Source organism: Streptomyces sp. GQ60 (genome assembly GCF_059758875.1).
In genome coordinates, this window is the sequence record NZ_JCAXEG010000002.1 from 585,358 (window position 1) to 610,558 (window position 25,201).

General features: G+C 70.2%; 23 protein-coding genes and 2 pseudogenes. 15 read left to right on the forward strand and 10 right to left on the reverse strand.

All coding sequences use genetic code 11. The features are described 5' to 3' along the window. Positions 1–61 precede the first annotated feature (61 nt). From AC6CKD_RS07680 to AC6CKD_RS07690, 3 genes are all read left to right on the forward strand, one after another. Positions 62–1,054: an ArsR/SmtB family transcription factor gene (locus tag AC6CKD_RS07680; protein ID WP_498326013.1), complete on the forward strand. Its 993-nt coding sequence runs from the start codon at positions 62–64 to the stop codon at positions 1,052–1,054. A 125-nt stretch (positions 1,055–1,179) separates the two neighbouring features. Then, the gene (locus AC6CKD_RS07685; protein WP_498326014.1) at positions 1,180–1,551 is read left to right on the forward strand and encodes a hypothetical protein; all 372 of its coding nucleotides are present in this window, start codon (positions 1,180–1,182) and stop codon (positions 1,549–1,551) included. 3 nt (positions 1,552–1,554) lie between these two features. Beyond that, complete coding sequence (locus AC6CKD_RS07690; protein ID WP_498326015.1) at positions 1,555–2,115, forward strand: hypothetical protein; 561 nt, start codon at positions 1,555–1,557, stop codon at positions 2,113–2,115. A gap of 79 nt (positions 2,116–2,194) precedes the next feature. On the opposite strand, the gene AC6CKD_RS07695 is transcribed toward AC6CKD_RS07690, so the two are convergent. After that, the gene (locus AC6CKD_RS07695) at positions 2,195–2,599 is read right to left on the reverse strand and encodes a type II toxin-antitoxin system PemK/MazF family toxin (RefSeq protein WP_498326017.1); all 405 of its coding nucleotides are present in this window, start codon (positions 2,597–2,599) and stop codon (positions 2,195–2,197) included. Positions 2,600–2,774: 175 nt separating this feature from the next. Between AC6CKD_RS07695 and AC6CKD_RS07700 the strand changes: the two are divergent. The 4 genes and pseudogenes from AC6CKD_RS07700 to AC6CKD_RS07715 all read left to right on the forward strand — a co-directional run. Further along, positions 2,775–2,954 (forward strand): annotated as a pseudogene (locus AC6CKD_RS07700) (IS701 family transposase); the annotation flags it as partial. A gap of 281 nt (positions 2,955–3,235) precedes the next feature. Beyond that, positions 3,236–4,246: a D-alanine--D-alanine ligase family protein gene (locus AC6CKD_RS07705; protein WP_498326018.1), complete on the forward strand. Its 1,011-nt coding sequence runs from the start codon at positions 3,236–3,238 to the stop codon at positions 4,244–4,246. Positions 4,247–4,358: 112 nt separating this feature from the next. Continuing rightward, positions 4,359–4,475, forward strand: a pseudogene (locus tag AC6CKD_RS07710) (SDR family NAD(P)-dependent oxidoreductase); the annotation flags it as partial. 21 nt (positions 4,476–4,496) lie between these two features. Then, the gene (locus AC6CKD_RS07715) at positions 4,497–4,928 is read left to right on the forward strand and encodes an alpha/beta hydrolase fold domain-containing protein (RefSeq protein WP_498326294.1); all 432 of its coding nucleotides are present in this window, start codon (positions 4,497–4,499) and stop codon (positions 4,926–4,928) included. Here AC6CKD_RS07715 and AC6CKD_RS07720 read toward each other — a convergent pair. Further along, positions 4,925–6,508, reverse strand: coding sequence for a pectate lyase family protein (locus AC6CKD_RS07720; protein ID WP_498326019.1), 1,584 nt, complete (start codon positions 6,506–6,508; stop codon positions 4,925–4,927). The genes AC6CKD_RS07715 and AC6CKD_RS07720 overlap by 4 nt on opposite strands. Before the next feature lie 1,630 nt (positions 6,509–8,138). Here AC6CKD_RS07720 and AC6CKD_RS07725 point away from each other — a divergent pair. From AC6CKD_RS07725 to AC6CKD_RS07740, 4 genes are all read left to right on the forward strand, one after another. After that, positions 8,139–8,495, forward strand: coding sequence for an STAS domain-containing protein (locus AC6CKD_RS07725; RefSeq protein WP_498326021.1), 357 nt, complete (start codon positions 8,139–8,141; stop codon positions 8,493–8,495). Positions 8,496–8,560: 65 nt separating this feature from the next. Further along, positions 8,561–9,157, forward strand: coding sequence for a hypothetical protein (locus tag AC6CKD_RS07730; RefSeq protein WP_498326022.1), 597 nt, complete (start codon positions 8,561–8,563; stop codon positions 9,155–9,157). A gap of 134 nt (positions 9,158–9,291) precedes the next feature. Further along, positions 9,292–9,888: an ANTAR domain-containing protein gene (locus AC6CKD_RS07735; protein ID WP_498326024.1), complete on the forward strand. Its 597-nt coding sequence runs from the start codon at positions 9,292–9,294 to the stop codon at positions 9,886–9,888. Between the two features lie 18 nt (positions 9,889–9,906). After that, positions 9,907–10,623, forward strand: coding sequence for a GAF and ANTAR domain-containing protein (locus AC6CKD_RS07740; protein WP_498326025.1), 717 nt, complete (start codon positions 9,907–9,909; stop codon positions 10,621–10,623). Positions 10,624–10,626: 3 nt separating this feature from the next. Here the strand turns inward: AC6CKD_RS07740 and AC6CKD_RS07745 are convergent, their stop codons facing one another. Then, a complete protein-coding gene (locus tag AC6CKD_RS07745) occupies positions 10,627–10,926 on the reverse strand; it encodes a hypothetical protein (RefSeq protein ID WP_498326026.1) in 300 nt (99 codons plus the stop codon). A 372-nt stretch (positions 10,927–11,298) separates the two neighbouring features. Between AC6CKD_RS07745 and AC6CKD_RS07750 the strand changes: the two genes are divergently transcribed. Together AC6CKD_RS07750 and AC6CKD_RS07755 are read left to right on the forward strand one after the other, a co-directional pair. Further along, positions 11,299–11,895, forward strand: a complete 597-nt coding sequence (locus AC6CKD_RS07750; RefSeq protein ID WP_498326027.1) for a hypothetical protein — start codon at positions 11,299–11,301, stop codon at positions 11,893–11,895. Next, positions 11,892–12,302, forward strand: coding sequence for a hypothetical protein (locus AC6CKD_RS07755; protein WP_498326028.1), 411 nt, complete (start codon positions 11,892–11,894; stop codon positions 12,300–12,302). Before AC6CKD_RS07750 ends, AC6CKD_RS07755 begins: the two co-directional genes overlap by 4 nt. A gap of 379 nt (positions 12,303–12,681) precedes the next feature. Here the strand turns inward: AC6CKD_RS07755 and AC6CKD_RS07760 are convergent, their stop codons facing one another. Genes AC6CKD_RS07760 through AC6CKD_RS07770 form a run of 3 tightly spaced genes read right to left on the reverse strand, consistent with a single transcriptional unit; the run spans position 12,682 to position 17,059 of the window. Beyond that, the gene (locus AC6CKD_RS07760) at positions 12,682–15,291 is read right to left on the reverse strand and encodes a cation-translocating P-type ATPase (RefSeq protein ID WP_498326030.1); all 2,610 of its coding nucleotides are present in this window, start codon (positions 15,289–15,291) and stop codon (positions 12,682–12,684) included. After that, positions 15,291–16,157, reverse strand: coding sequence for a universal stress protein (locus AC6CKD_RS07765; RefSeq protein WP_498326031.1), 867 nt, complete (start codon positions 16,155–16,157; stop codon positions 15,291–15,293). Before AC6CKD_RS07765 ends, AC6CKD_RS07760 begins: the two co-directional genes overlap by 1 nt. After that, a complete protein-coding gene (locus tag AC6CKD_RS07770; protein WP_498326033.1) occupies positions 16,157–17,059 on the reverse strand; it encodes a universal stress protein in 903 nt (300 codons plus the stop codon). The genes AC6CKD_RS07765 and AC6CKD_RS07770 overlap by 1 nt, the downstream gene beginning before the upstream one ends. 272 nt (positions 17,060–17,331) lie before the next feature. Here AC6CKD_RS07770 and AC6CKD_RS07775 point away from each other — a divergent pair, with 272 nt between their 5' ends. Further along, positions 17,332–17,955 (forward strand): CBS domain-containing protein, encoded by a 624-nt coding sequence (locus tag AC6CKD_RS07775; RefSeq protein WP_498326035.1) that lies wholly within the window; start codon positions 17,332–17,334, stop codon positions 17,953–17,955. Positions 17,956–18,073: 118 nt separating this feature from the next. Here AC6CKD_RS07775 and AC6CKD_RS07780 read toward each other — a convergent pair whose 3' ends face one another. The 4 genes from AC6CKD_RS07780 to AC6CKD_RS07795 all read right to left on the reverse strand — a co-directional run bounded on the left by AC6CKD_RS07780 (position 18,074) and on the right by AC6CKD_RS07795 (position 22,527). Continuing rightward, on the reverse strand, positions 18,074–20,473 hold the full coding sequence (locus AC6CKD_RS07780; RefSeq protein ID WP_498326036.1) for a glycoside hydrolase family 65 protein: 2,400 nt from the start codon (positions 20,471–20,473) through the stop codon (positions 18,074–18,076). Beyond that, entirely contained in the window at positions 20,470–21,225 is a 756-nt protein-coding gene (locus tag AC6CKD_RS07785; RefSeq protein WP_498326037.1) for an HAD family hydrolase, read from the reverse strand. Before AC6CKD_RS07785 ends, AC6CKD_RS07780 begins: the two co-directional genes overlap by 4 nt. Then, a complete protein-coding gene (locus AC6CKD_RS07790; RefSeq protein WP_498326038.1) occupies positions 21,222–21,902 on the reverse strand; it encodes a helix-turn-helix domain-containing protein in 681 nt (226 codons plus the stop codon). The genes AC6CKD_RS07785 and AC6CKD_RS07790 overlap by 4 nt, the downstream gene beginning before the upstream one ends. A gap of 280 nt (positions 21,903–22,182) precedes the next feature. Beyond that, the gene (locus AC6CKD_RS07795; protein ID WP_498326039.1) at positions 22,183–22,527 is read right to left on the reverse strand and encodes a DUF1003 domain-containing protein; all 345 of its coding nucleotides are present in this window, start codon (positions 22,525–22,527) and stop codon (positions 22,183–22,185) included. A gap of 220 nt (positions 22,528–22,747) precedes the next feature. Here AC6CKD_RS07795 and AC6CKD_RS07800 point away from each other — a divergent pair, with 220 nt between their 5' ends. Next, positions 22,748–25,111, forward strand: a complete 2,364-nt coding sequence (locus AC6CKD_RS07800) for a phosphoketolase family protein (RefSeq protein WP_498326040.1) — start codon at positions 22,748–22,750, stop codon at positions 25,109–25,111. Positions 25,112–25,201: the final 90 nt, after the last annotated feature.

The following is a 25,201-nucleotide window of genomic DNA, read 5'->3' on the forward strand; positions in this document are numbered from 1 at the left end:
ACGTCTGCTGGGTCGCAGACCGGTATCGAGCGTGCCTCGTACGCGACCACAAGGGGGACTTGTGCTCCGGATCCATTTCACGGGTGCCGATCTCGGACGCCTCAGGCTGGCAGCCCAGCCCGACGTCATGTGGGAGACGGCGCTGAGCCTTCACCAACTAGCGGACCCCGACCCCTTCTTCGCGCCCTGGAACCGTGTCGCCCGCAAGACCCTCGCCCAGGCGAACATGGGCCGGGCCGCCCACCTCCTGACGGCACTCGTCCCGATCAGCTCCTACTTCCCCGACTTCCTGACGCCCTCCGGGCACATCACCTCCCTCGAAGAGGGGATCGACGGCGTGCTCTCCACCGGCAGGAACCGCCTGTGGGTCGAGATCGCCAGGCTCGCGGACTCCCGCCCACACCCGTCGCCCGAGTTCGGCGACATCGCCGCCGGACGCCCCCACGCCCTGCGCCATCTCGGCGCCGCCCTGCTCCGCTACCACTCCCTCGCCCTGGCCCCGTACGCCCCCGCCGGGGCGGCGCTGGCGCAGCGCCACGCGACCCGGTACGCACGGATGATCACCGAACAGGGGGGCGAAGCCCTGCTGGGCGGCCTCGGGCCGCAGCTGCGCTGGCGGCCCCCGGTCCTGGAAGTGGACTATCCGGTGTCGAAGAACCTCGAACTGGGCGGCCGCGGCCTGCTTCTCGTTCCGAGTTTCTTCTGCCACAACCATCCGATCGCCCTCGCCGACCCCGGACTGCCCCCGACCCTGGTCTTCCCCGTCGCACGCGGCCCGCTGTGGATCCCACAGCCGCAACCGTGTGCCGCAGGGGCCACCCAGGCGCTTGGCCTCGACGAGCTGATCGGGCCGACCCGCGCCGCCGCACTGCGCCTCCTCGACACCCCACACAGCACCACGGAACTCGCGGGGCGCCTGTGCACCTCCGCCTCCACGGCCAGCCGCCACACCACCGCGCTGCGCCGGGCCGGCCTGGTGGTCACCGAGCGGACGGGGGCCTCGGTCACCCACACGCGAACGGCCCTGGGAACCGGGCTGGTGCACGGCACCTGACCCCGAGGGGTGCAGGCTTCGCGGTGCGGCACCTTTGCGCTGTCACGCAAAGGGTTCGTTCCCCTCCTCCCGCTCCGTAGCGTCGTCGCAGGACATCACCGGAACTGGAAAGGAACCAGAACCCGATGAAAACGATCTCACTTGCTTCCGTACGCAAGAGTGCGGCGGCGGTCGGCCTGACCGCGCTGGTGGCGGTCACGCCCCTGCTCGCCGCGACCGAAGCCCAGGCGCTGGGCAACAACCGCACCGTCTCGCGCAGCTGCGGCGACAACTACGTGGGCAGCGGCTTCAACGGAAGCCAGAACTGGGCGCAGACCAAGAAGGTGTCGGGCAGCTGCGCCGGCCGGCTGAGCGCGGCGCTCATCAGGAGCGACGGCTACTGGACCACCCGCGTGTACGGCTCCAGCACCTCCGCGTACGCGAGCTACAACTCCAGCTACCAGGGCCGCAACGGTCTGCACTGGGGCTGCGACAACTGCAACGTCACCTACTCCTGACCCATGCGTAGGGCGACGACGCTCGTCGTCGCGGTGATCCTGGCCACCGTCTCGGGCTGCGCACAGGCCGGTCCGGACGGCGGCCGGGAGAGCTCCGACGACATTCCGCTTCCGGGGCAGCAGTGGGCGTTGGGCGACGGGAAGGTCACCGCGGCCGAATACCGTACGGCGATGGACAGGTTCGTCTCCTGCGTCAGGGGCGCCGGCTACCCGGTCACCGACCCCGTCCGCAGTCCTGCCGACAACCTCACGCTGATCTACACGGTCACCCCCAGCGGTGACCCGGACACCTACAACAACGCGGTCCAGAGCTGCAACCTCTCCCACCTGTCGCTCGTCGAACCAACGTTCGTCGAAGCGCAGCCGCAGGTCATGGACGAGCCGCTGCGTACGGCGGTCGGGGACTGCCTGCAACGACAGGGCGCCGAGCTGACGACCGGGGAACGGAACCTCGCGGACTTCGCCCGCTCGGCCAAGGACGAGACCCGGGTGGTCGACTGCGTCACGGGACAGTGGGCGCGGGTCTACCCACGACTGCCGGCGGAAGTGCCACTCCGCTTCTGACCGCCGTTCCCCCCGGCCGCCGGCGACCGGGCCGCGTACGGCTGGTTCGGCCCCCGACGGCGGCTTTCGAACTCTCCGCCTACCCGAGTCCACCGAGACGGAGGGCATTCCTCATCTCGCTGAGCTTCGCGGCCGTCGCCGGGGTCCACTCCTTCGCCTGCTCACCGAGACGGAGGGCGTTCTCGATCTCGCCGAGCTTCGCGGAGGACAGAACGCCCGCCCGCTCGATCAGGTCGTCCCGGGACACGGTGGTCAGCCACGTGCAAGGGGTAAAGCCCGGACGCGGCAACGCGTACCGCAGCACGCCTTCAAAGGGCAGTCCTTCCACGGCGCCTACTGCCACTTCGACGCCCAGACCGGTGATGTCGACACCCGCCCGAGCGACAACCTGCATCACCCGGATCCCGGACGCGTCGTCTCCCGACAGCAGCACGACCGGCCGCCGCTCGTCGAACTCCACCCACCAGACTTCGCCACGTTGCACATGTCCTCCTGACACAGGACGGCGGGCGGACGCCGCGCGACCCCGACGCGCTGTGGAGACGGGGAGACGGGTGCGGCCACCCGTTGATCACCGGTGTGTGAAGACAAACGATCACGCGGTGGCCGCAGGTCACAGCGTAGACCCCGCCCGCTGGCAGGAGGCGTTCGAAGGCCTGATGAGCCGAATAGCGGGACGGTTCACCCGGATCGAACCCCGATTCCGAGTCCGGAAGTTGGCGCTCGAACTGCTGTCGGACCTGCCGCCCAAGAACTCCTGGACCTTCGCCGAATGGGCCGGGGAAAGGACCCCGGACGGCATGCAGCACCTGCTCGGCAGCGTCGCTACGGACTTCGAGCGGTGTCAGCGGTACGGCGACCCGATCGACTTGCCGGCGCAGTTCGTCCATCTGTCCGGCCCTGTTTCACTCGTCCCACCGCGAGGCTCCGACCGAGTCCGCATCGAGGCGCCCCCGAGCCCCGCAACTCGGCCTGCTGCATGGCGCCCGAGCCAAACCTGCCTCACGGTCACGAGAAAGGGTCCTGCCGATGTACGTGACGGGGGTGGGGGGAGGCCTGGGCTGGGTAGTGACCTGCGACGGTCGGCCCAAGTCGGGTGCGGCCTGCTGAGGAGGATTCCGTGCGCGTTGCCCTTGCACACAACCTGCGGCGCGGCGACGAGCTGAGCCAGCGCGGCTTCACCTCGCGAGGGGAGGTGGAGGAGCTGCTGGCGAGTATGCGGGACCTGGGCCACGAACCGGTCGCCGTGGAGGTCAGCGGAACGCTGGATGTCACGGTCGCCCGGTTACGCGCGGCTCGCCCGGACCTGGTGTTCAACCTCGCCGAAGGATGGAGCGGGCCATGGCGGCAGTCCTTCTACCCTGCCCTGTACCACCAGTTGGGGCTTGCCCACACCGGCTCGGGGCCGCAGGCTCTCGCACTGGCTCTGGACAAGCACCTCACCAAGCTAGTGCTGCGGGCCCACGGGCTTCCCACCCCCGGCTGGGTCTTCGTCAAGGACGGAGCGCAGGTGCCGCCGCTGGACCATCTGCGGTTTCCGGTCATAGTGAAGCCCAACTTCGAGTCCTGTTCCAAGGGCATCGGACCGCTGTCGCTGGCTGCCACACCCGATGAGGCGCGCACCCGTGCCCAGGGGATTCTCGCGGAGTTTCCGGACGGAGTGCTGGTGGAGGAGTACGTGCCGGGACGCGATCTCACCGTGCCCTATTTCACGGCGGCGGGCGGAGCCCTGGCCGTGGCCGAGACCACGATGCCGGACACCGCAGCGTACGGCGGGCTGTTCGACTACGTTCTCAAGCAGGATCCGTCGCGGTGGAGTCATCTGAAGGTCCCGGCCTCCATCTCCGGCTCGTTGGCCGCTCAGGCCCGTACGCTCACGCACACAGCCGTACAGGCCCTGGGGCTGCACGATTTCGCGCGAGCTGACTTCCGCCTCGCACCGGACGGCGCCTTGTACCTGTTGGAGGTCAACGGACTTCCCGGGCTTCCCGCGGGCGGAGCATCTCATCAGGCGGCGGTCCTGGCCGGCCTCGCCCCGGACACCGGACTGGCCGACACGGTGATTTCAGCCGCCGTCAATCGCTTCGGGCTGTCGGCCACTGCATCCGTAGACGCCAAAACGGGGCGGTGAGGATCTGGACGCCGCAGCAGCATCGAGGTGGCGGGCAGACTCCTCGACCAGGCGCTCGCCGACATCCAACACGTCATGAGCGTCAACCACTTCGGAACGGTCAACGTGGCACGCGTCCATGGCGGCGATCATCGCCTTCAGCGAGGTCCTCGCCGCCGAAACCCGCGGTACCGGCGTCCGCGTTGTCTGCGTGTGTCCCGCCGTGGTGGAAACACCCATGGTCGAGCGCATGCGCAGGAACCGGCCCGACATGGTCGGCAACGCCCGGGGCATCCATCCCAGCGCCGTCCTGGACGACCTCGAACACGCCCTCGCCAAGGGACTCCTCTATGCCTTCCCCGGCCGCGGCGCCACCACCTTGTGGCGAGCCCGCCGCCACGCGCCCCGCCACCGCGGACGGCAACGGGCCCCGCCGGCCGCGCCGGCCCGCTGCGACGACCTCTCCGGCCTGCCGTCCGCATGGATCGGCGTCGGCACCAACGACCTGTTCCATGATGAGGACGTCACCTACGCCCGGCGACTGCAGCAGGCCGGCGTCGCCTGCACCCTTCACCTAGTGCCCGGCGCCACTCCATCGAAGCGAAAGCCGCCGTCTCCGAAGCCTTCCTCCAGGCCCAAACCACGGCACTGGACGAAGCACTCAACGGCGGCTGAACGGACGCACGCATCGGCGGGCGCCTAGCCCGCATAGGTCTCGAACTCGGCGACCTTCGGGGTGCCGGTCGAGCCGGTGATCTCAAAGGTGACCTTGCTCAGCGAGGTCCGCGGGAAGGTGATGACGCCCACGCCGGTGCCGGAGGTCAGGACCGCGCCGGTGTCGGCGTTGAGGACCCGCCAGGAGCCGATGGTGCCGGTGGAGCCGACCGCCTCCCGGATGTTGATCGCGGACACGGAGACGGCGGAGCCCCACTTGATCGAGATCGAGCCGGTCGAGCCGGTCGGCGACCAGTAGGTGTTCATGGCACCGTCGCGGACGTTGCCGTAGCTCGTCCCGTCGGTCTTGCTGGAGCCGTCGGAGCCGGCGCCGATGCTGAGGTTGGTTCCGGTGGGCGGCTGGGTGGCCGTCGCGGTCGGTGTCGGCGTGGGGGTGGTCGGCGTGGGGGTGGTCGGGGTCGGCGTGGGGGTGGTCGGGGTCGGGGCCGGTGTCGGGGTCTGCGGCGTGCAGGAGCCGTCCGAGACCTTCAGGCCCTTGCCGGCGCCCGCCGTCTGGCTCACGACGGCCGGCACGCAGGAGGCGGCGTCGAGGGTGTACGCATAGGGGATGCCGACGGTGGTGTTGGACTGCACGTCCGGTCCTGCCGGCTTGTACTCCGTGCCCGGGCTCGACCAGGCCACGTTGTCGAAGATGTTGCCGCTCGTCTGCCAGTAGCCGGCCGCGGAGGTGTAGAAGGTGCCCAGGACGTCCTTGGAGTCCTTGAAGTAGTTGTTGTCCACCTTGGCCCGGGCACCGGCACGGGAGTTGATGCCGGACTCGTTGAGGCCGGCATAGTGGTTGTTGTACATGTGAGCGATGCCGCCGCGGAGCAGGGGCGCGCGGGAGTCGATGTTCTCGTACAGGTTGTGGTGGTAGGTGATGAAGCCGTTGGAGAGCTCGGTCTCGCTTGACCCGACCAGGCCGCCACGGCCGGAGTTGCGCAGGATGCTGTAGGACAGGGTCACGTACTGGGTGTTGTCCTTCATGTCGAAGAGGCCGTCGTAGCCCTCCGACTCCCCGCCCGACGCCTCCAGCGTGACGTGGTCGACCCATACGTTGCGGACGTCGGCCTCCATGCCGATGGCGTCGCCGCCGTTGGATGTGGGCGAGCCGGACTTCTTGACGTTCCGGACGGTCACGTTCTGGACGATGATGTTGCTGGCCTCGCGGATGTGGATGCCGAGCTGGTCGAAGACGGCTCCGCTGCCGACGCCGACGATGGTGACGTTGCTGATCTGCTTGAGCTCGATCACGCCGTCGGCGGTGTTGCAGCTGCTGCCCGACACCTTCGCGGTGTTGGCGTGGTTGATGGTTCCCTCGACCTCGATGGTGAGCGGCGTGCTGCTGCTCGCGCGGGCGCACAGCGCCGCGTGGATCGCGGTCCCGGTGGTGGCCCGCACCGTCTGCCCGCCGGCGCCGCCAGTGGTCCCGCCGTTCTGGCTCGCGTAGCCGGTGGCGCTCCCGGTCGCCGCCGAGGCCTCGGGCATCGCCACCACCACACCGGCCACGGCCGCGAGGGCCAGTGTGGCTAGCCCGGCGGAAAGCCGCACTGCGACTGGTCGTTTCATTCTCGTCTCCCGGAATCGTCGAATAGCGAGTGCTGAACGTGTCGCACCACGCAGATAGAAAGTGATAGAAAGCGCTTTCTATCGCGCCGACGATAGGGGTCGCACGTACGACTGGCAAGGCTCGTGACGACGAACGACCAGCACCCCGGGGTGAGTTGATCGCCCGCGGCACCGGGCCGTTCCTGGGTAGAGGCCCCGTCCCGGGCGGGTGAGGAAGCCATGGCGGGTGATGCCTGCGGGTGACGTTCGAGGGGTGCCAGGAAGAGGAGTTGTCGCATACAGCTACGTCGCTGCGCGCCGCAGGAGGGACCCGGTCGGCCGTGTGGCACCCGAGCAGGGCGTTCACCCGCTGGATCCGAGTCAGAGCAAGCGACGATGACACGGATGGGCAGGCGGGCCACCGCAACGCGTGTCTCGGAGCAGCTCTCAAAGCCGCCATCCAGAGCCGCCACTTCACCGCGACGGTCCAGCACTTCGCCGGCTACACGCAGGAAGTGGACCGCTTCTTCGCCAACTGTCCGGTCTCCGACCGAGCCCTCCACGAGGTGTACCAGGCGCCGTTCCGCCATCCGATCCAATGCCAGATCATCGGCGTCGTTTCCTGTCGGGTGCTAGGCCGTCTCTTTCGGATCTTGCCTGGCCCGCGCCGCCCGGCACCGCACCTCGCCGCACTGCCGGGGCTCCCGAGTACGTCCAGTACGCGGGAGCTTGTAGGGGAAGCTCCGGAGCTGGAATCGGAGCGCCGCCGTAACCCGTCACTCGCCACCGAGACGACTGGATGGAAAAGGAGTTGGCCGCCGACATGTGGGTCCTCCCGGGTGAGCGCGCGGCGCGCTCCAGGTCCCGCTCGGACTGGAGCGTCAGCTCCAGGTCGCCGGTTCCGTGGTGGCCGAGCCCCATCGCGCACCTCCGAGATGCACCACTGCCGATCCGGCACCAGACCCTCGGCCGACTGGCCGGCGCGCTGTCCACCGACGTCGTCCTCCCCTGCCGGCGGCCGCTTCGGACCGCCCCGTCAGCGAAGCCGGACGCCACCGGCTCACAGCCTCGGCGTCCGCACTGGCGACGCCCGAGCGAGGCGGGCCCGCGGCCCGCGGACGGCAAAGCCGTACGCACAGTCGGTGCGAACGCACCGCGAGACAGCGCTGCGAATGCCTGGTAGTCGGTGGGAATTTGGCCGGTGAGACGAGGCGGACCTGCCGACGGATCTCAGGCGCAGGACGATATTCGGCACTCCACGGATACGTCAAAGCCACAGGTGCGATCGTTTCTGCGCCTACGGCTCGCAGTGAGGCACACGTCGGTGCGCCCACGCGCCGGTCGGCAACCAGCCAGAAGAGGCCTGCTTACGCCCCTCCGCCGATACCGGCACCGGGCTATGCTGCGAACAGAACGTCCCCCGTTCCAGACCCTGACGGCGCGTTGTCTGCCAGATCTACGTGTCGCGGCCCGGACTCACGATCCGCCGGCCCGGCGCATCCGAGGGCGTGGCCCGTCCCCATCCTGGAACGCAGGCTGCCGGACCGGCCTTGCCCGCCGCGCGCACATCCGCACCGGGATAACCGGAGGAGCCGGGGAGTCCGGCGACGACCGGTGTTGCCCGGCTGGTCCCGAACCGAGGCACTTCATCATGCGTGTCCCCGATCCGATCGCCCACAGGTACGCCGAGAACGGCCGGGTGCTGATCGCTCCGGCCGGTGAACTCGACGTCTCCACCGTCCACTCGCTGCGCGCGGCACTGGCGCGATGCCTGCATGACGACGTCCGCACCATCGACATCGACCTGTCCGCCGTCACCTTCTGCGACTGCAGTGGCCTGGGCGTCCTCCTCTCCGCGTGGTGGCGCATCACGGCGGCCGGAGGAACCCTGAGGCTGCACCACCCGCCGCCCGTACTGATTCGGATCATCGACATCACCCGTTCCGGCTTCTTGCTCGGCGACCCTCCCGCTCCCGCCCTCCCCGTGGCCCTGGGGAGTGTGCTGTGACGGACACGTCGCCGCTGAGGCGTTCTCAAAGGGGCCGCCGCGGGGTTCCGTACGGTCCTGACGACATGGCCGCGATCCGTCTGCGGCGGCTGAACCGATGGCAGGCCGAGGGACTGAGAGAGGACGTGGCGGACCTGTACGCGGAGTCCCCCCACCCGTTGGCGGGTACGGCCCACAAAAACCGCGAAGCCTTCCTGCACCGCCTCACGGGCGATGTCCGGCGGCCCGGATTCGCCATGCTGGTCGCGGAGCGGGCCACGTTGCTCGGATGCGTCTTCGGCTTCCCTCTGCGACGCGACGGCTCCTGGTGGAGGGGATTCCTCGGACCCTTTCCCCGGGACATCCAACAACTCACGGCCTCCGGCCACGTCTTCGCCGTCACCGACGTCGTGGTCGCCCCGTACGGACAGGCCCTCATCCTCGGCCGGCGGCTGCAGGCGCGGCTGCTGGACGACCATCGTGCGTCGCTCGGCGCCACCCTGGTGCCCGAGTCCGATGTCAGGAGCCTGGCGGCCTTCCGGTCCTGGGGGTGGCGCGAGGTCGGCGAGGTCCACAGGCCGCCCGGCACAGCGTTGCACCGGGCGCTGGTGCTGCCCCTCGGGAGGGCGCCGCGAACGTCCGGCCAGGGGCTCCCCGCCGGCACCCGGCGGCCGGAGCTGTGACGGGTGGACGGACGGCCAGGATCCGGGTACTCGTGGCCGAGCAGGCTGCCCGGCGCGGCGAACGGATCGCGGTGATGGACGTGTGCACGGCTGCAGTGGCCGCGCTTCCGATCGACGGGGCAGGAGTGTCGGCCATGTCCAAGGCTTCGGCCGGCCATCCCCTGTGCGCCACAGACCTGGTGAGCGAGCGGATCGAAGAGCTCCAGATCACGCTGGGCGAGGGCCCCGGTATGGATGCCTTCGCCCTTGCGTCGGCTGTCCTGGCTCCTGATCTGCGGGCCGACGGAGAGCAGCGCCGATGGCCCCTGTTCGCCTTGGAAGCCGCCGCCGCCGGTGCGGTGGCGGTGTTCGCGTTCCCCTTGCGGATCGGTGCGATCAGTCCCGGAGTGCTGGACCTCTACTCCGGTGTTCCGGTCGAGCTGGACGCCGGCGAACTCGCCGATGCCATGGTGTTCGCCGACACCGCCACGCTCGTACTCCTCGGTGCCCGGATCGACCGGGACGGCGGGCCGCTCGAAGACCTCGGCGGCTACCGGGCCGAGATCGACCAGGCCACCGGCATGCTCACCGTCCAACTCGGCGTGGGCATCGAGGAGGCGTTCGTCCGCCTGCGCGCCCACGCCTATGCCCAGGGGCGGCGGCTCGCCGAGGTGGCCGCCGACGTCGTGGCCCGCCGGCTGAGGTTCACGCCGGATGCGGACGAGGATCGGAGCGCCCCCGACGATGCTTGACAACAGAAGGTGTACACGATGAATGAACAGCTCCTCGCCAAGGCTTTCGTGGAACTTGCGGACAATTTGGTCGCCGACTTCGACCTGATCGACTTCCTCCGCATGCTGACCGACAGATGTGTCGGCATGCTCGATGTGAACGCGGCCGGCGTACTCCTCGCGGACCGCAATGGCGAACTCCGCGTGATGGCCGCCTCCGACGAGCAAGTCCGCCTGCTCGAACTGTTCCAGCTCCAGAACGACGAAGGCCCGTGCCTGGAGTGCTTCCACACCGGCGTACCCGTCACCATCCCCGACCTGAGCACGGAAGCCGCCCGCTGGCCGCGCTTCACCGCGCAAGCCCGCCACAGCGGGTACTCGGCGGTCCAGGCCCTGCCGATGCGTCTGCGGGACGAGGTCGTGGGAGCGCTGAATCTGTTCCGCGCCCTCCCGGGCCCTTTCGATCCGGCCGCCACTCCCATCGCCCAGGCCCTGGCCGACGTCGCCACCATCAGCCTCCTGCAACAGCGCTCCTCCCGGGAGAGCACGGTGCTCAACGAGCAGTTGCAGACGGCGTTGAACAGCCGCGTGCTGATCGAGCAGGCCAAGGGCAAGCTCGCCGAACGTCAGGGCATCGGCATGGAGGAGGCCTTCAGCGCGCTGCGCGGCTACGCCCGCGCGCACAACCGGCGTCTGTCCGACCTGGCCGCCGCCTTCGTCGACGGCAGCGAACCTCTCGCCGGCCTGGTCACCTGACCGTCAGTGCGGTTCTTCGCGGTCGCGGTCGCGGCGGTTCTCACGGCTCTGGCGGCCCCGGTGCTGTCGGGCATAGCGGCGGTCCCAGCGGTGCTGCTGGTCGCGGTGGTCCCGGTAGTCGCCGTAGTCGTCATAGGCGTGGTGGTCGTCGTAGCCCCGGTGGTCGCCCTGACGTCCCGAGCCACCCCGCCGTCCGCGGTGCACGAGTGCGAAGAGCAGTACGGCGGCAGCCACCCACAGCAGGTGGCCGGAGGAGCCGAAGAGGAGCAGGGCCACCAGGAGCACGAGAAGCAGTACGGACACGAGCGGTCCCTTCCAGAGCGGAACAGATCATCGCTGCCGGGGACCAGGGCTTCATCCAGCAGCGTAGTGCCCCGAGGCGCCTGGCGACAGTCGTCGGGCCCATTGACAGGCGACACCGCCCGGCGTTGACTGACGCAGACGGTGTTGGGCCGTACCACCCGGGAAAGCTCCGGAGCCAGGCCTTTGCCTTCCACCTTCCGCTTCGCCCGGACCCCGCGGAACGCAGGTACCACCCCCTGTGACCGCTGTGCAGGTCCCGGCCATGCCCCCCGGATTCTCCTCCCCCTGCCGGCACCAACGCGCCATCGACCGAGGAGAGCCGACGGGTATGCAGCAGAACGACTTACGAGCCCGGAACAGCGGGGTGCCTCCGTGTCCAGTTCCGTGATCATCATCGCGGCCCTGGGCGCCGCGGCCCTGGCCGCCGCGACGGCCGTCCTCCTGGCCACGCTCGGCCACCACCGGATCGGGCGCAGCCTGAGACGGCGCTTCGGCCCCGAGTACGAACGCCTCGTGACCCGCCACCAAGGGGACACCAAGGCCGCGGACCGAGAACTCGGCGAACGCCTGAAGCAGCACGGCTCCGTCAGGGAACGGCCGCTCTCATCGGCTGCCCGGGAGCAGTACGCGGCCCAATGGGCCGGGATCCAGAAGCGGTTCGTCGACTCCCCACAGGAGGCGGTCACCGAGGCCGACGCACTGCTGGCGCGGCTGACGTCGGACCGGGGCTTTCCGGTCGACGGGCCGTTCGAAGAGCGGCTCGCCGCGCTCTCCGTCCACCACGCGCAGCACGTCGACGGCTATCGCGGCCTCCACGGAGCGGCCGGCGGCCGTGGCAGCACGGAGCAGAACCGCACCGCCATGACCGGGGCGGGGGAGCTCTTCGACGCGCTGGTCGCACAGCGTCCGGCCGACTCGGGCCGGCACCGTCCGCAGCGTCACCAGGCCGGGGGAAGTGGCACGCGATGACGTACGACCAGGAACGCGCACAGCAACTCCCGCCCCGTAGCCCGCTCCCCGGGCGGCACGATCCGCGCGGGGGCCCGACTCCCGGCCGGCTGGCCCCCGATGGGCCGTCCGAGGCCCGCGCGGACATCCCGGTCCCCGTGTCGCTGCTCGCGCAGAGCGACCGGGACCGGCTGACCCTGCGCCTCCAGCACGCCCTCGGCACCTTCGTCCGGAGCCCGCGCGAAGCGGTCGACGAAGCCGACACCGCCTTGGCCGACGCCATCACCCGCGTGACGGCCGCGCTCGTGGAGCGTCGGCGCGTCATCGGCTCCGCCCACCGCAACCTCGGATCCGAAGCCGAGACGGAAGACCTGCGGCTCGCCCTGCGCCAGTACCGGGAGATCACCTTGCGCCTGCTGCGCATGTGAGCGTCCCCGCTCCGACCGGCCCCTGACAGCCGGCGGGAACGGCCCGTCCTCCCCGACGGGCCGCCCCCGCCGGCCTTTCGTCGTCACCGCACGAATGAAGCGTGCGGTCCCGGACTCACCGCCCAGCGTGCAGCGGCCTGCCGGTTCCCGAGCTGAGTGGTCATCATCCTCGCGCCAGGACAGGCCCCTCATGATGCCGAGCCGCTGCTGGATACGTGCGACGCGGCAGGGAGCACAACGGGTGCCCGCATGGGGCGCATCGAGGCCGCACCGGATCGCGTACGACGGCGACGGGAGGACGGCCGCACTCGTGACAAGGCGGGCTCCGGCAGGCGTCGGTGTCGCGTTCGTCGGCATCCCTGGCCAAGGCCGTTTCGCTTCATCCGTGGGAGATCGTCGTCCTTGGCCGCGTGTGGACCGCGGACCGTACGAAGCGGGCCGCGGTGAATCCGGTCAGGGCCGTGGCCGCTGCCAGTCCGATGCCGGTCGCGTTGAGCGGTTCGGTCTCCAGGATCGACCGGAGTGCGGGGAGGTAGAGCGCTGCTGCTGCGAGGAGTGCGGAGGCGAGGACTGCGACGGGGAGGAAGAGGTTCTCCCTGGTCAGCAGTCGGGCTCGCAGGCCCAGGACCACTCCGAGCTGGGCGGCGAGCAGGGCGAGGAAGAGCACGCTCTGCCAGGGCAGGTTCCAGGCGCGGGCGAGGAGAGCTGCTGCAAGACAAGAGGCGGTGACCACGGTGGCGAGGAGGAGCAGCCGCTGCCAGGCGCCGGCGCCGAGGATGTGCTGTCCGGTCGGACGAGGAGGTCTGTTCATGGCGCCTGGTGCGGCGGGTTCGGCTCCCATGGCGACACCGGTGAGGCCGTGGGTGAGGAGGTTGATCCAGAGGATCTGTCCGGCCCGCAGGGGCAGGGGAAGGCCGATGAGGGGGCCGGCGAGCATGACGAGGATCTCGGCCGTTCCGCCGGCCAGGCCGTACACGAGGAAGCGCCGGATGTTGTCGTAGACGCGGCGTCCCTCCTCGACCGCCGCGACGACCGTCGACAGTTCGTCGTCGGTGAGCACGAGGTCGGCGGCCTGGCGCGCGACCTCCGTGCCGCGCGCGCCCATCGCGACGCCGATGTCGGCCTGGCGCAGGGCGGGTCCGTCGTTCACGCCGTCGCCGGTCATCGCGGTGACGGCGCCGTGGGAACGCCAGGCTTCTACGATGTCCAGCTTCTGCTGCGGAGTCGTGCGGGCGAACACCCTGACGGCGGTGAGGTCCACGACCTTGCCGGAGGCGAGGTCCGCGCCTGTGACCACATCCTCGCGCGAGCTACCAGCAGCGAGCAGCCCGACCTGGGTTGCCACGGCGCGCGCGGTGGCGGGGTGGTCGCCGGTGATGAGGACGGGGGTGATGCCCGCGGCCCGGCAGGCGGCGATCGTGGCCGCGGCCTCCGTCTTGGGCGGGTCGCTGATGGCGACCAGGCCGAGCAGGTGGAGGCCGGACTCGGCGTCGGCAGGGGGGTTCGGGAGGTTGTTGCGCGTACCGGAGGCGATGGCGAGGACGCGGAAGCCCCGGGCGGCGAGCAGCGCGGCCTGTTGTTCCGCTGTCTGGAGCAGGTCCGCATGGTCGGCGAGGACGGCGGGGTCGAGGATCGCTTCGGGCGCACCCTTCAAGCACACGAGCACCCGGTCCTCGGGCGTGGTGTGCAGGGTGGTCATGCGTTTGCGCAGGCTGTCGAAAGGGGCTTCGTCGGCACGCGGGTGGCTTTCGTGGAGGGTGACCTGATCGGCACAGCCCGCTTTGGCCGCAGCCGTCAGGAGGGCCGCCTCGGTGGGATCACCCATTGCGGTCCAGCGGTCATCGGGCGGGGCGGGTCCCGTCGGTGGCCGGATCGAGGCGTCGTTGCAGAGCGCCGCCGCGGTCAGCAGTTCGCGTAGAGGATCCAGTTCCGCCGGCGTCGGGGCTCGGCCGGCGATCAGGACGTCGCCTTCCGGCTCGTAGCCGACGCCGGAGAGGTCGGCCGTGGCATGGGGCATCCAGACGTGCTGGACCACCATGCGGCCTTCGGTGAGGGTGCCGGTCTTGTCCGTTGCGAGGACCGATACGGAGCCGAGCGTCTCCACGGCGGGAAGGCGGCGTACGAGCGCGTGCCGGGTGGCCATGCGGCGGGCGCCTAGGGCGAGGGCGAGGGTGACGACTGCGGGCAGGGATTCCGGTACCGCGGCGACCGCGAGGCTGATGGCGGTCACTGCCATGATCCCGACGGGCATCCCCCGCAGGAGGCCGAGAGCGAAGACGACCAGGCAGAGTCCGAGGGTGGCGGCGGCCAGGATCCGTCCGAGGGAGGCGAGGCGGTGTTGCAGCGGGGTCGGCTCCCGTCCGCCGTCGAGGAGGGCGGCGATACGGCCGAGTGCGCTGGCCGCGCCGGTCGCCGCCACGGTGGCCACGCCCCTCCCCCGTACGACGACGGTTCCGGCGCTCAAGGTCGTACCCGGATCCTTGTCCACCGCGACGGACTCGCCGGTGAGCATGGACTCGTCGACGAGGAGAGCCGATGCCTCGGTGAGATCGGCGTCGGCGGCGACGATGTCACCTTCGCCGAGGAGGAGCACGTCACCGGGTACGACGTCGGTGGCGGGGACTTCGCGTGGCGTCCCCTCCCTCAGTACGCGTGCTCCCGGGGCTGACATGGCCGAGAGGGCGGCCACCGCGTTGTCGGCGCGGATCTCCTGAGTCACGCCGACGGTGGTGTTGAAGAGGATCACCAGGCCGATGACGACGGAGTCGGCGTGGTCGCCGATGGCGATCGTGAGCAGGACCGCCCCGATCAGGACCATGACCAGGGGGTCTCGGAGCTGTGCCAGGACCCGCGCGTACAGGGGTGTCGGTGACTGGGCGGCGATTTCGTTGCGGCCGTGTTCGACGAGGCGCCGCGCGGCTTCCCGTTCGGTGAGTCCGCTGGGCTTTCGTGGGGCGGCGGGTGCCTGGTGAGCCGTGGGCGCGGACATCAGGTCCCTTGCGCGACGGGGACCGTGATGACCGGGCAGTGTGCCCGGTGCAGCAGTCCGTGGACGACGGAGCCGAGCCGCATGCCGGTGTAGCCCCCGTTTCCACGGCGGCCCAGGACCAGGGCCAGGGCGTGTTCGGCCGCCTTCGCCAGCTCCTCGACCGGGTGGCCTGCGAGTACTTCGTGGGTGAGCGCAACGTCCGGATACTTCTCCGACCAGCCGGCGGCCGTCTCGGACACCATGCGCCGCTGTGACTGCAGACCGACGTTCTTGTCCTGGAACGAGAGCAAGGGCTGGTGCCACACCGAGATCGCCCGCAGGGCGCATCCGCGTACGCTCGCTTCCTCGAAGGCCACGGCCAGCGCCGCCTTCGACGACTCGCTGCCGTCGACCGCAGCGACCATGTACGGCGACTGTTGACTGACATGCTCCGCGTCACCGACGACCACGACCGGGCAGCGCGCCTGCGCGACAACGGGCACCACCAGGGAACCGGCGCTGAGGAACTCCTCGGTGCGGCTGAGGTGTCGCGAGCCGAGCACCACCATGGGGGCCTTCAGGGAAAGCCGGCCGAGAACGGGCGCCGGAAACCCGTCGAGCAGGTGGGTGGACAGTTCGAGATCCGGGCGACGCGAGCGCGTCCACGCGGCAGCTGCTTCGAGGGTTTGCGATCCGGACCGCCGCAAGTCGACGCGGTGCGTGATCCCGTCGACGTGCTGGGTGTCGTGTTGCGGTGGCACCACCAGTGCGAGAACCAGTCCCAGCGACCGGCGGTGCGCCTCGTCGGCGGCCCAGGCCAGCGCCATGTGCCAGTCCCTGACCGGGTCGACTCCGACGACGATCTCACGGCCTGTCATGTTCTCCATCACGACTCGCTCCCCTGATCGTTGCCGTGCCGCGGTATGAGCAGCACGGGACACCGCGCGTGGTGCAGGAGGCTGTGGGTCACGTGCCCCAGCGTGCGGCCGATGTAGCCCGGCGAGCGCCTCCCGCCGACGACCAGCAGATCCGCGTCCTGCGAGGCCTCGGCCAGCACACCGGCCACCGAGAGGTTCTTCTCCAGGTCGGCGTGCACGGTCAGATCCGGGAACTCCTCGCGGATCAGGCCGGCCATGACCGTCAAACGCTGTGCGTGCCGACCGTTGATCTCCTCGACGTCGTCGAGCATGCTCACGACGTTGCCTACGGACTCCAGCAGGTTCCATACGTGCAGCAGCCGCAGCGACGCCTTGCGCAGCCCGGCTTCGCGCGCGGCGTACCGGACGCTGTCGAGGTCGTGTTGGTCGCGGACGCCGGCCAGCACGCTGCCCGTCTCGACCCGCGGGTCCGTACCCCGCACCACGGCGAGGGGGGTGGCGGCACTCGCGGCGGCCTTGAGCCCGACGGAGCCGAGCATCAGCGAGGCGAACCCTCCGAGACCGCGGTTGCCGACGACGACAGTGCCGTGAACACCGGCGGCCCTGTGGAGGCTGGGTACGGGTGCGCTACGACTGAACTCCGTGGTGACGTGCAGATCGGGATGGAGATCCGCTACGGCCGCGGCGGTGTCATCGAGTAGCTCGCGGCCCGCTGCGCGGACCCGTTCGATGGTTTCCACCGATGCGTAGACGGCTCTGCTGTCCGTGTCGGCGGCGTGGACGATGTGCAGGGTCGCCCCGCGTCGTGCGGCTTCTGCCGCGGCCCACAGGGCTGCCCCGCGGGCGGGATCCGACCCGTCGACGCCGACGATGACCGTCCCGAGTTCCGGACCGGCAGTGATGCCTTCCATGGATTCTCCTGATCGAGGGCCGTCGTGCTTCGCCGCTCACGCTGGCATCGGGGACGCCCGGTCGGCGAGGGCCATAGAGGCCAGGACAAGGGCCGACTGGTCCCTCCCCGCTTCCGGTACCCGCATGAGCCTCCGCGGACGGACCCGGTCGGCCCTCGTACAGGACCGTTCGGCCCTCGATGCGGATGCCGGCCGGGCGGATGGTGGCTGGTGCGGGTGATGCACACCAGCCCACTGCGCCCCTGCATGACGACGTACAGGAGGTTCCGCTCGTGAAGCACACCCAGGTCGGCGAGGTGATGACGACAGAGGTCGTCTCGGTGGATCGATCGACGACGTTCCGGGAGATCGCCAAGCTCCTCGCCGCCTACGACATCACCGGACTGCCCGTCGTGGATGAGGACGACCGAGTGATCGGCGTCGTTTCCGAGAGCGATCTGCTCGCCCGCAAGGCCCTGACGGCCGCGGACATCATGTCGGCTCCCGCTGTCACGGTCCGCGCGCAGGAAAGCGTCTCGGAGGCCGGACAGCTCATGACGCGACGGGGTATGGATCGCCTTCCGGTCACCGACGAGGGAGGACGCCTCATCGGCATCGTCACCCGGCGGGACCTCCTGCGCGTCTTCCTGCGCCCCGATGCCGAGATACGGCGGCACGTGGGCGAGGACGTGCTGTCCGACAGCATCGGGGCTCCCACCGGGGCGGTGGAGGTTCACGTCCTGGATGGTGTCGTCACCCTCGCGGGCCGGCTGGAACGGCAGAGCCAGATCCCCCTCGCCCTGCGACTCACCGCACGACTGGACGGCGTCGTCGCCGTGGTGGACGAGCTCACCGCCCGCATGGACGACTCCCGTCTGATCCCGCCGGAGCGCGGAGCGCACCCCATCACCTGGTGACAGCGAGGCGACGCTCCGGCAGCGGAGGGCGGCGGTGCCGGGGTGCCCCGGCTGCGGATGCCCTTCGGCCCCCTCGGGCCGTCCGTCCACGGGGGGGATCGCCGCGGAGGCGGCGGATCTAGTCCACGGGAAGCCGGAACCAATGCTCGCCTCCGCCCGCCACCACGGCGGCCCGTTCGCCGGGCAGCATGAGGGCCAGGGGACCTTGGCGGGAATCCGGCACGGTGATGCCGAACCTGCCGGGGAGCAGCCGGACTCGGACACCGCGGTGTCCCCGGTGGCAGAGCGTGAAGGAGACGGGCTCCAACTCCCGTAGGGGGACGGGATCGACGTACAGGCCTTCGGGGCCGGTCTCCAGCCCCGTGACACCGCGCTCCGCGAGGTCGAGGGTGCCGGCCATGGCGCCCAGGTGAATCCCCTCGCCGGTGGTGCCGCCCTGGATGTCCGTGACGTCGCCGAGGAGTGCCTCCTCGCAGTACTTCCAGGCGTCCGGGTCCTTCTGCCGGGCCAGCACCCAGCCGTGGACGAGGCTGCTGAGCGTCGATCCGTGGCTGGTGCGCGGCAGGTAGTACGCGGCGGTCGCCCGCCACACCGCGTCGTCGAGCCGATAGCCGAGCCGGGCGAAGAGGCCGTACAGCTCGGCGGGCCGGAAGAGGTAGCCGAGCATGATCACGTCGGCCTGTTTCGACGCCTGGTAGCGGTTTACCGTGTCTCCCTCGGCTTCCAGGATCCGGTCGAGCCGGCGTACGTCGCCGTACCGGGCACGGTAGGCCGCCCAGTCCAGTTCGGCCAGGTCTCCGTATCCCTCGAACTGGCTGATGACACCCTGGTGGAACGGGACGTACAGGCGGCGGGACACCTCCTCCCAGTGTTCCAGGGCGCCACGGTCCAGGGCGAGCCGCTCGGTCAGCTCCGTCCGGCGCGCTGGGGGCAGCTCGTGGAGCAGTTCGAGTGCCTGTTGGATCACCCAGGCCGCCATCACGTTGGTGTAGGCGTTGTCGTCGATTCCGGCTTCCGCGGCCCCCGGATAGGCGTCGTGGTACTCGTCCGGGCCCAGCACACCGCGGATGCGGTACCGCCTTCGCTCTGCGTCGTAGACGGCGGCGCCGGCCCAGAAGCAGGCGATCTCCAACAGGAGTTCAGCGCCGGGGCCGTGCAGGAAGCCGGTGTCCCCGGTGGCCCGCCCGTACCGGCAGACGTTCAGGGCTATCGCGGAGCCGACATGGCGCTGCAGGTGCGAGTGGTCGGGCAGCCAGCGGCCCGAACGGGGGTTGAGGTGCAGGGCCTGGCTCTCCTCCTGCCCCGAACTTCCGCTCTGCCAGGGGAACATCGCACCGCTCTGCCCGGCTTGCCGGGCAGCGTTGCGGGCGGCCGGCAGCCGTCGGTGGCGGTACATGAGCAGGGCCCGCGCCACTTCGGGGAAGTGCAGCGTGATGTAGGGCAGGACGAAGAGTTCGTCCCAGAAGACGTGGCCCCGGTAAGCCTCCCCGTGCAGTCCCCTCGCGGGAACGCCCACGTCCAGATCGGCGGTGTGCGGGGAGAGCGTCTGCAGCACGTGGAACACATGGAGGCGCAGGATTCGGCCCGTCTCCCCCGCCACGCTCAATTCGCCTTGCTCCCAGAGCCGTTCCCAGGCCGACTGCTGTGTCGTCAGCAGATCCGGGAATCCGGTTGCTCGCGAGGCGTGTTCGATCGCGCGCGGCAAGAGCTCGCCGGCCGGCCTGTCGAAGGAGGTGTACAGGGCTGCGGTCTTCACCACCGTGGCGGATCGCCTGGGAGCCATGGGCAGTCTGAACGTCTGTACCGTCCCGGCTGCCGTGCTGCTCGTCATGGAGGGTGCGCGAGGTCGGGTGACCGTCCTTACGGCAAGGCCGATTTCGACGCGGGAGGAGGTGGTGCGGCAAGTGATCCATGCCACGCCGTGCGGTGCGAAGCCCGTACGGTGATCCGTGAGGTGATGGGCTTCGAGCCCGCTGTAGCGTTCCACTCCCGCGTTGGCCACGTCTGCGTCGAGCCGTGATTCCACTTCGACCAGGCCGCTCCAGCCGTACGCGCGGAGGGTGGTCCGCTGGGCCGCGAGGTAAGGATCCCCCATGTGCACGATGCGGACGTGGGTGACGCCGAGGCGGCGGCCGTGGCCATCCTGGAAGAGCATGTGCCGTGTGAGCGTCCCCTGGCGCAGGTCGAGCACCACCTTGTAGTGGAGCAGGCCGGGGTCGTCGGGAGTCAGCCAGTCGCCGGGGAGTCCGTCGTCGGCGATGCAGCGGTACCGCAGCGCCGTCCAGTTGGGCAGGTTGACCATGTCCTCGTTGTCGACCTGCTGTCCGGCCACCTGCGAGGTGAGCCGGTTGGAGCAGCCGGCGGCGTAGGTGGCGGGATAGTGCACGGGGCCCGCCGGGGTCTCGGGGGCCGCGCCGCGCGTGGCGAACCTTCCGTTGCCCAGCGTGCACAGCGCTTCGACGAGTCGCTCCGTCTTGGGATCGTAGTGGTCGTACTCCCAGGCCCACGAAGCGGTCACGGTCCTGCCCCGCAGACGAGGTCGGCGACCGTGAGGAGTTGAGCGGCGACCAGGTCCGCCCCGCGTTCCCGTAGTGCCCCCGCGGTGGCGGGGCTCGTCGCCCGGTCGAGGCCGATGACGAGGCCGAAATGGCCTCGCCGGCCTGCTGCGACACCCGCGAGGGCGTCTTCCACCACCGCGCAGCGGGCGGGGTCCACTCCGAGCCGTACGGCCGCTTCGAGGAACAGAGCGGGGTCCGGCTTGCCCGCGAGTCCCAGTTCGGCAGCGTCCGTGCCGTCCACCACCGTGTCGAAGTAGCCCAGGAGGGAGGCTGCTCCGAGAAGCGGCCGGGCATGCCGGGAGGCCGATACGGCCGCGCAGTACACGCCGTGCGCCCGCAGCCGAGCGAGCGCCGGAGCGACGTCGGTGAAGGCCTCAACGGCCCCGGACTCGAGCGTGCGCACGAACGCCGCCTCCTTGCGCGCGGCGACCGCCCAGACCGTGTCGTCGCCCGGTGCACTGCCGGGACTGCCGGTCGGCAGGTCGATGCCACGGGAGTTCAGGAAGGAGTTCGCCCCGTCCAGCCGGGGCTTCCCGTCGACCCACTGGCGGTACTCACGGTCCGCGTCGAAGGGCGGCTGCCTCCCGTTCCCGGACAGGGCCCAGGCGTCCAGACAGCTGTCGAAGGCGGTCTTCCAGGCCTCGGCGTGCAGCCGGGCCGAGTCGAGGAGTACCCCGTCGGTGTCGAACACGACGGCATCCGGGGCGCTCACCCGGATCCCACACGGCGGCCGCTGATCCGGGTAGGAGTGATGGACATCCAGTGCGTGCGGGGTCCGCCGGCCCAGGGCAGCGAGCGGGCGACCGAGAACAGGTGGCTGACCCGCGCCCCGTCCGTGACACCGGACACCTCGCCGACGGCCATGACGCTCCAGCCCTCTCGCATCGTGTCGTCGATGTGGTCCACCTCGAAGGCGACCTCGGTCCCGGCTGCCTCGGCGAGCCGCGAATCGGCTGCGGTGCGGAACGCGATCTCGTCGCCTACGACGACATAGTTGACGGGAAAGACGGCAAGTCCTTCCATGCCGGAGAACCCGACCCGGCCGATGCCGTGGGTGGAGAGCAGTCGGAGGCACTCGGCCCGGCTCAGCTCCCTCGACTCGGAATCCCGCATCGCGGTCCCCATGCCGGGGGGACTTTCGGTCGTTCTCCCGGTCAGCTCGGCAACGGTGGTCCCCAGCCCGTCCGCGAGACCGACGAGCATGCCCATGCTGGGCGCCGCCGCCCGCTCCTCCACGTAGGCGATGTACGACGCGGCGGCCCCGCAGCGCTCCCCGAGCTCTTCGCGCGTGAGTCCCAGCTCTTCGCGGCGGGCGGTCACGCGCCGCCCGAGGTCGCCGCGGGCAGCCGGAACCTTGACCGGAGACGCATCTGCTGCGGTCTCTCCCATGATCGTCACACCCCTTGCGGTTCGTAGCCGGTACAGAAGCTTGGCGACGCACCGGCCGCCAACCTCAGGCTGTACCCACTACCGGTGCACGGACAGGGGCCGGATGGTCCCCTACCGGGGCCTGTCGGGCCCGTGCGACCTCTCCTCGGAGGGTGTGACGGTGGAGGCCGGTTTCCCCTGCCGGTGGAACGCGGTCGTGCCCACGCCCGGGGAAGCCGTCTTGGTCGCTGACCGGCCGTTCAAACCCTGATCGGGGCCATCGTGCGCGCTGCCGCCCCCCTCACGGTGCAAGAGGCCCGCTACCGCTGTCCGCTTCGGGAACCAGTCGGTGGTGAAGCTCCGTGGTCATCGCGTGGATGGCACGGGTCAGTTCCGTATTGGTCTTGAGTTCCAGCTCCTGCTCGAAGAAATCGTGGTCGGCCTTCGCCTGCTGGAACGCTGCCTGCCGGTTCTGGCCGATCATCACGAACGTCGACAGGAAGATCGCCTCCAGGGACACGACGAGCGTCAGCATCGGCCATGGATCGGCCTCTACGAACAACATCCAGACGGCGAAGCCGATCGCGTGGAGATAGACGAACGGCATGGAGCCGGCGAACTTCGTGACCGCGTCAGCGACGTGCAACTGGGCATCAGCGGCCCGGCTCGTGCGGTGTGCGACGACAACCGGATGGTGCCGCGCCTCGGCCTCGCCCTCGGTTCACCCCCCGCCCCCGGCGCAGAAGGGGCCGACCGGCCCCATGTGGGGGCCGCCCCTGCCCTTCCCGCCTCCGGCCCCGTGGGAGCACGGTTCAAGCATCGGCTCAACCCGCGCATGCCCCGGCCTGCGGTTCGAAGGAGCGCTCATGACGGCCACGTACCGAATCGCGGAGCTGGACGCACACTGGCGTGCCGCGAACTATCTGGCCATCGGCCAGATCTACCTCATGGACAACCCGCTGCTCACGGAACCACTGCGGCCCGAGCACATCAAGCCGCGGCTGCTCGGCCACTGGGGCACCGCCCCCGGCCTGAACCTCGTCCACACCCACCTGAACCGGGTGATCAAGGAGCGTTCGCTGGAGGCCCTGTGCGTCTGGGGACCCGGCCACGGCGGGGCGGCCGTCCTCGCCAACTCCTGGCTGGAGGGCACGTACACCGAGACCTACCCGGACATCGGCCGGGACGCGGACGGGATGCGCAAGCTGTTCCGCCAGTTCTCCTTCCCCGGCGGAGTGCCGAGCCACGTGGCGCCGGAAACGCCGGGCTCCATCCACGAGGGCGGCGAGCTCGGCTATTCACTGGCCCACGCGTACGGGTCCGCCTTCGATCATCCCGGCCTGCTGGTGGCCTGCGTCATCGGCGACGGCGAGGCGGAGACGGGGCCACTGGCCGCGTCCTGGCACTCGAACAAGTTCCTCGATCCGGTCCACGACGGCGCCGTCCTGCCGATCCTGCACCTCAACGGATACAAGATCGCCAATCCGACGGTGCTGTCACGGATCCCCGAGGCGGAGCTCGACGCGCTACTGCGCGGTTACGGGCACGAGCCCCTCTACGTGTCCGGCAGTGACCCCGCCCTCGTCCACCCGGCCATGGCCGGAGCCATGGACCAAGCACTCGACCGCATCCACGCCATCCAACGGGAAGCGCGGGCCGCAGGCACGGATCCGGGCGCTGCGCGTGCGCCCTGGCCGATGATCGTCCTACGGACGCCCAAGGGCTGGACGGGTCCCGCGACCGTCGACGGGCAACCCGTAGAGGGCACCTGGCGTGCGCACCAAGTACCCCTGGCCGGGGTCCGCGAGAACCCCGAGCACCTGAGGCAGCTGGAGACCTGGATGCGCTCCTACCGGCCGCAGGACCTCTTCGACGCCGACGGCCGCCCGACGGCTCGGGTCCTGGCCTGTGTCCCGGAGGGTGAGCGCCGCCTGGGCGCGAGCCCGTACGCCAACGGCGGCCGGCTGCTGCGCTCACTTCCCCTGCCCGCACTGGACGCGTGGGCCGTGCCCGTGGAGAAGCCGGGAAGCACCCTGCACGAGCCGACCCGCGTCCTTGGCCGCTACCTCGCGCAGGTCATGAGGGACACGGCGGGACGGCGGGACTTCCGGGTCGTCGGGCCGGACGAGACGGCGAGCAACCACCTCGACGACCTGTACGACGTGACGGGCAAGGCCTGGCAGGGCATGACGGAGCCCACGGACCGGAACCTGTCCCGCGACGGCCGGGTCATGGAGATCCTTTCCGAGCACGTGTGCCAGGGCTGGCTGGAGGGGTACCTCCTCACCGGCCGCCACGGACTGTTCTCCACCTACGAGGCCTTCGCCCACATCGTCGACTCCATGGTCGGCCAGCACATCAAGTGGTTGAAGAGCGCCCGCGAGCTGGGCTGGCGAGCGCCCATCGCTTCCCTCAACTACCTGCTCACCTCGCACGTCTGGCGGCAGGACAGCAACGGCTTCTCCCACCAGGACCCCGGCTTCGTCGACCACGTCCTCAACAAGAGCCCCGAGGTCGTACGGGTCTACCTGCCGCCGGATGCCAACACCCTCCTCGCGGTGGCCGATCACGCGCTGCGCAGCAGCGACCAGGTCAACGTGATCGTCGCGGGCAAACAGCCCTGCTTCGACTGGCTGCCCATCGGAGAGGCCCGCGCGCACGTGGCTCGCGGCGCCGGAGTCTGGGAGTGGGCGGGGACCGACCACGGCTCCCGCGAGCCGGACGTCGTGCTCGGCTGCGCCGGCGACGTACCCACCATGGAGGTCCTGGCCGCCGCGGCCCTGCTCCGCGAGCACCTGCCCTCGCTGGCCGTCCGGGTCGTCAACGTCGTCGACATCGCCCGGCTGATGCCCCACGAGGAACACCCGCACGGCATGACCGACACCGAGTACAACACCCTCTTCACCACCGACAGGCCGGTGGTATTCGCCTACCACGGCTATCCGTGGCTGATCCACCGCCTCGCCTACCGCCGGACCGGCCATCCGAACCTGCACGTGCGCGGCTACAAGGAGTCCGGCACGACCACCACCCCCTTCGACATGGTCGTGCGCAACGACCTCGACCGGTACCGGCTCGTCATGGACGTCATCGACCGCGTCCCCGGCCTCGCCGGCCGCGCGGCGGCCCTGCGCCAGAGCATGTGCGACCAGCGGATCCGCCACCACGACTGGATCCGCGCCCACGGAACCGACCTGCCGGAGGTCGCCGACTGGTCCTGGCCCTACTGATCGTCCACCCGGGGCGGTACGGGTGGGCCGCCCGGGTCGGAGAGGGTACCGAACGGCCCTTCCCGGGCCGGCCGCCAACGACGGAGGGTG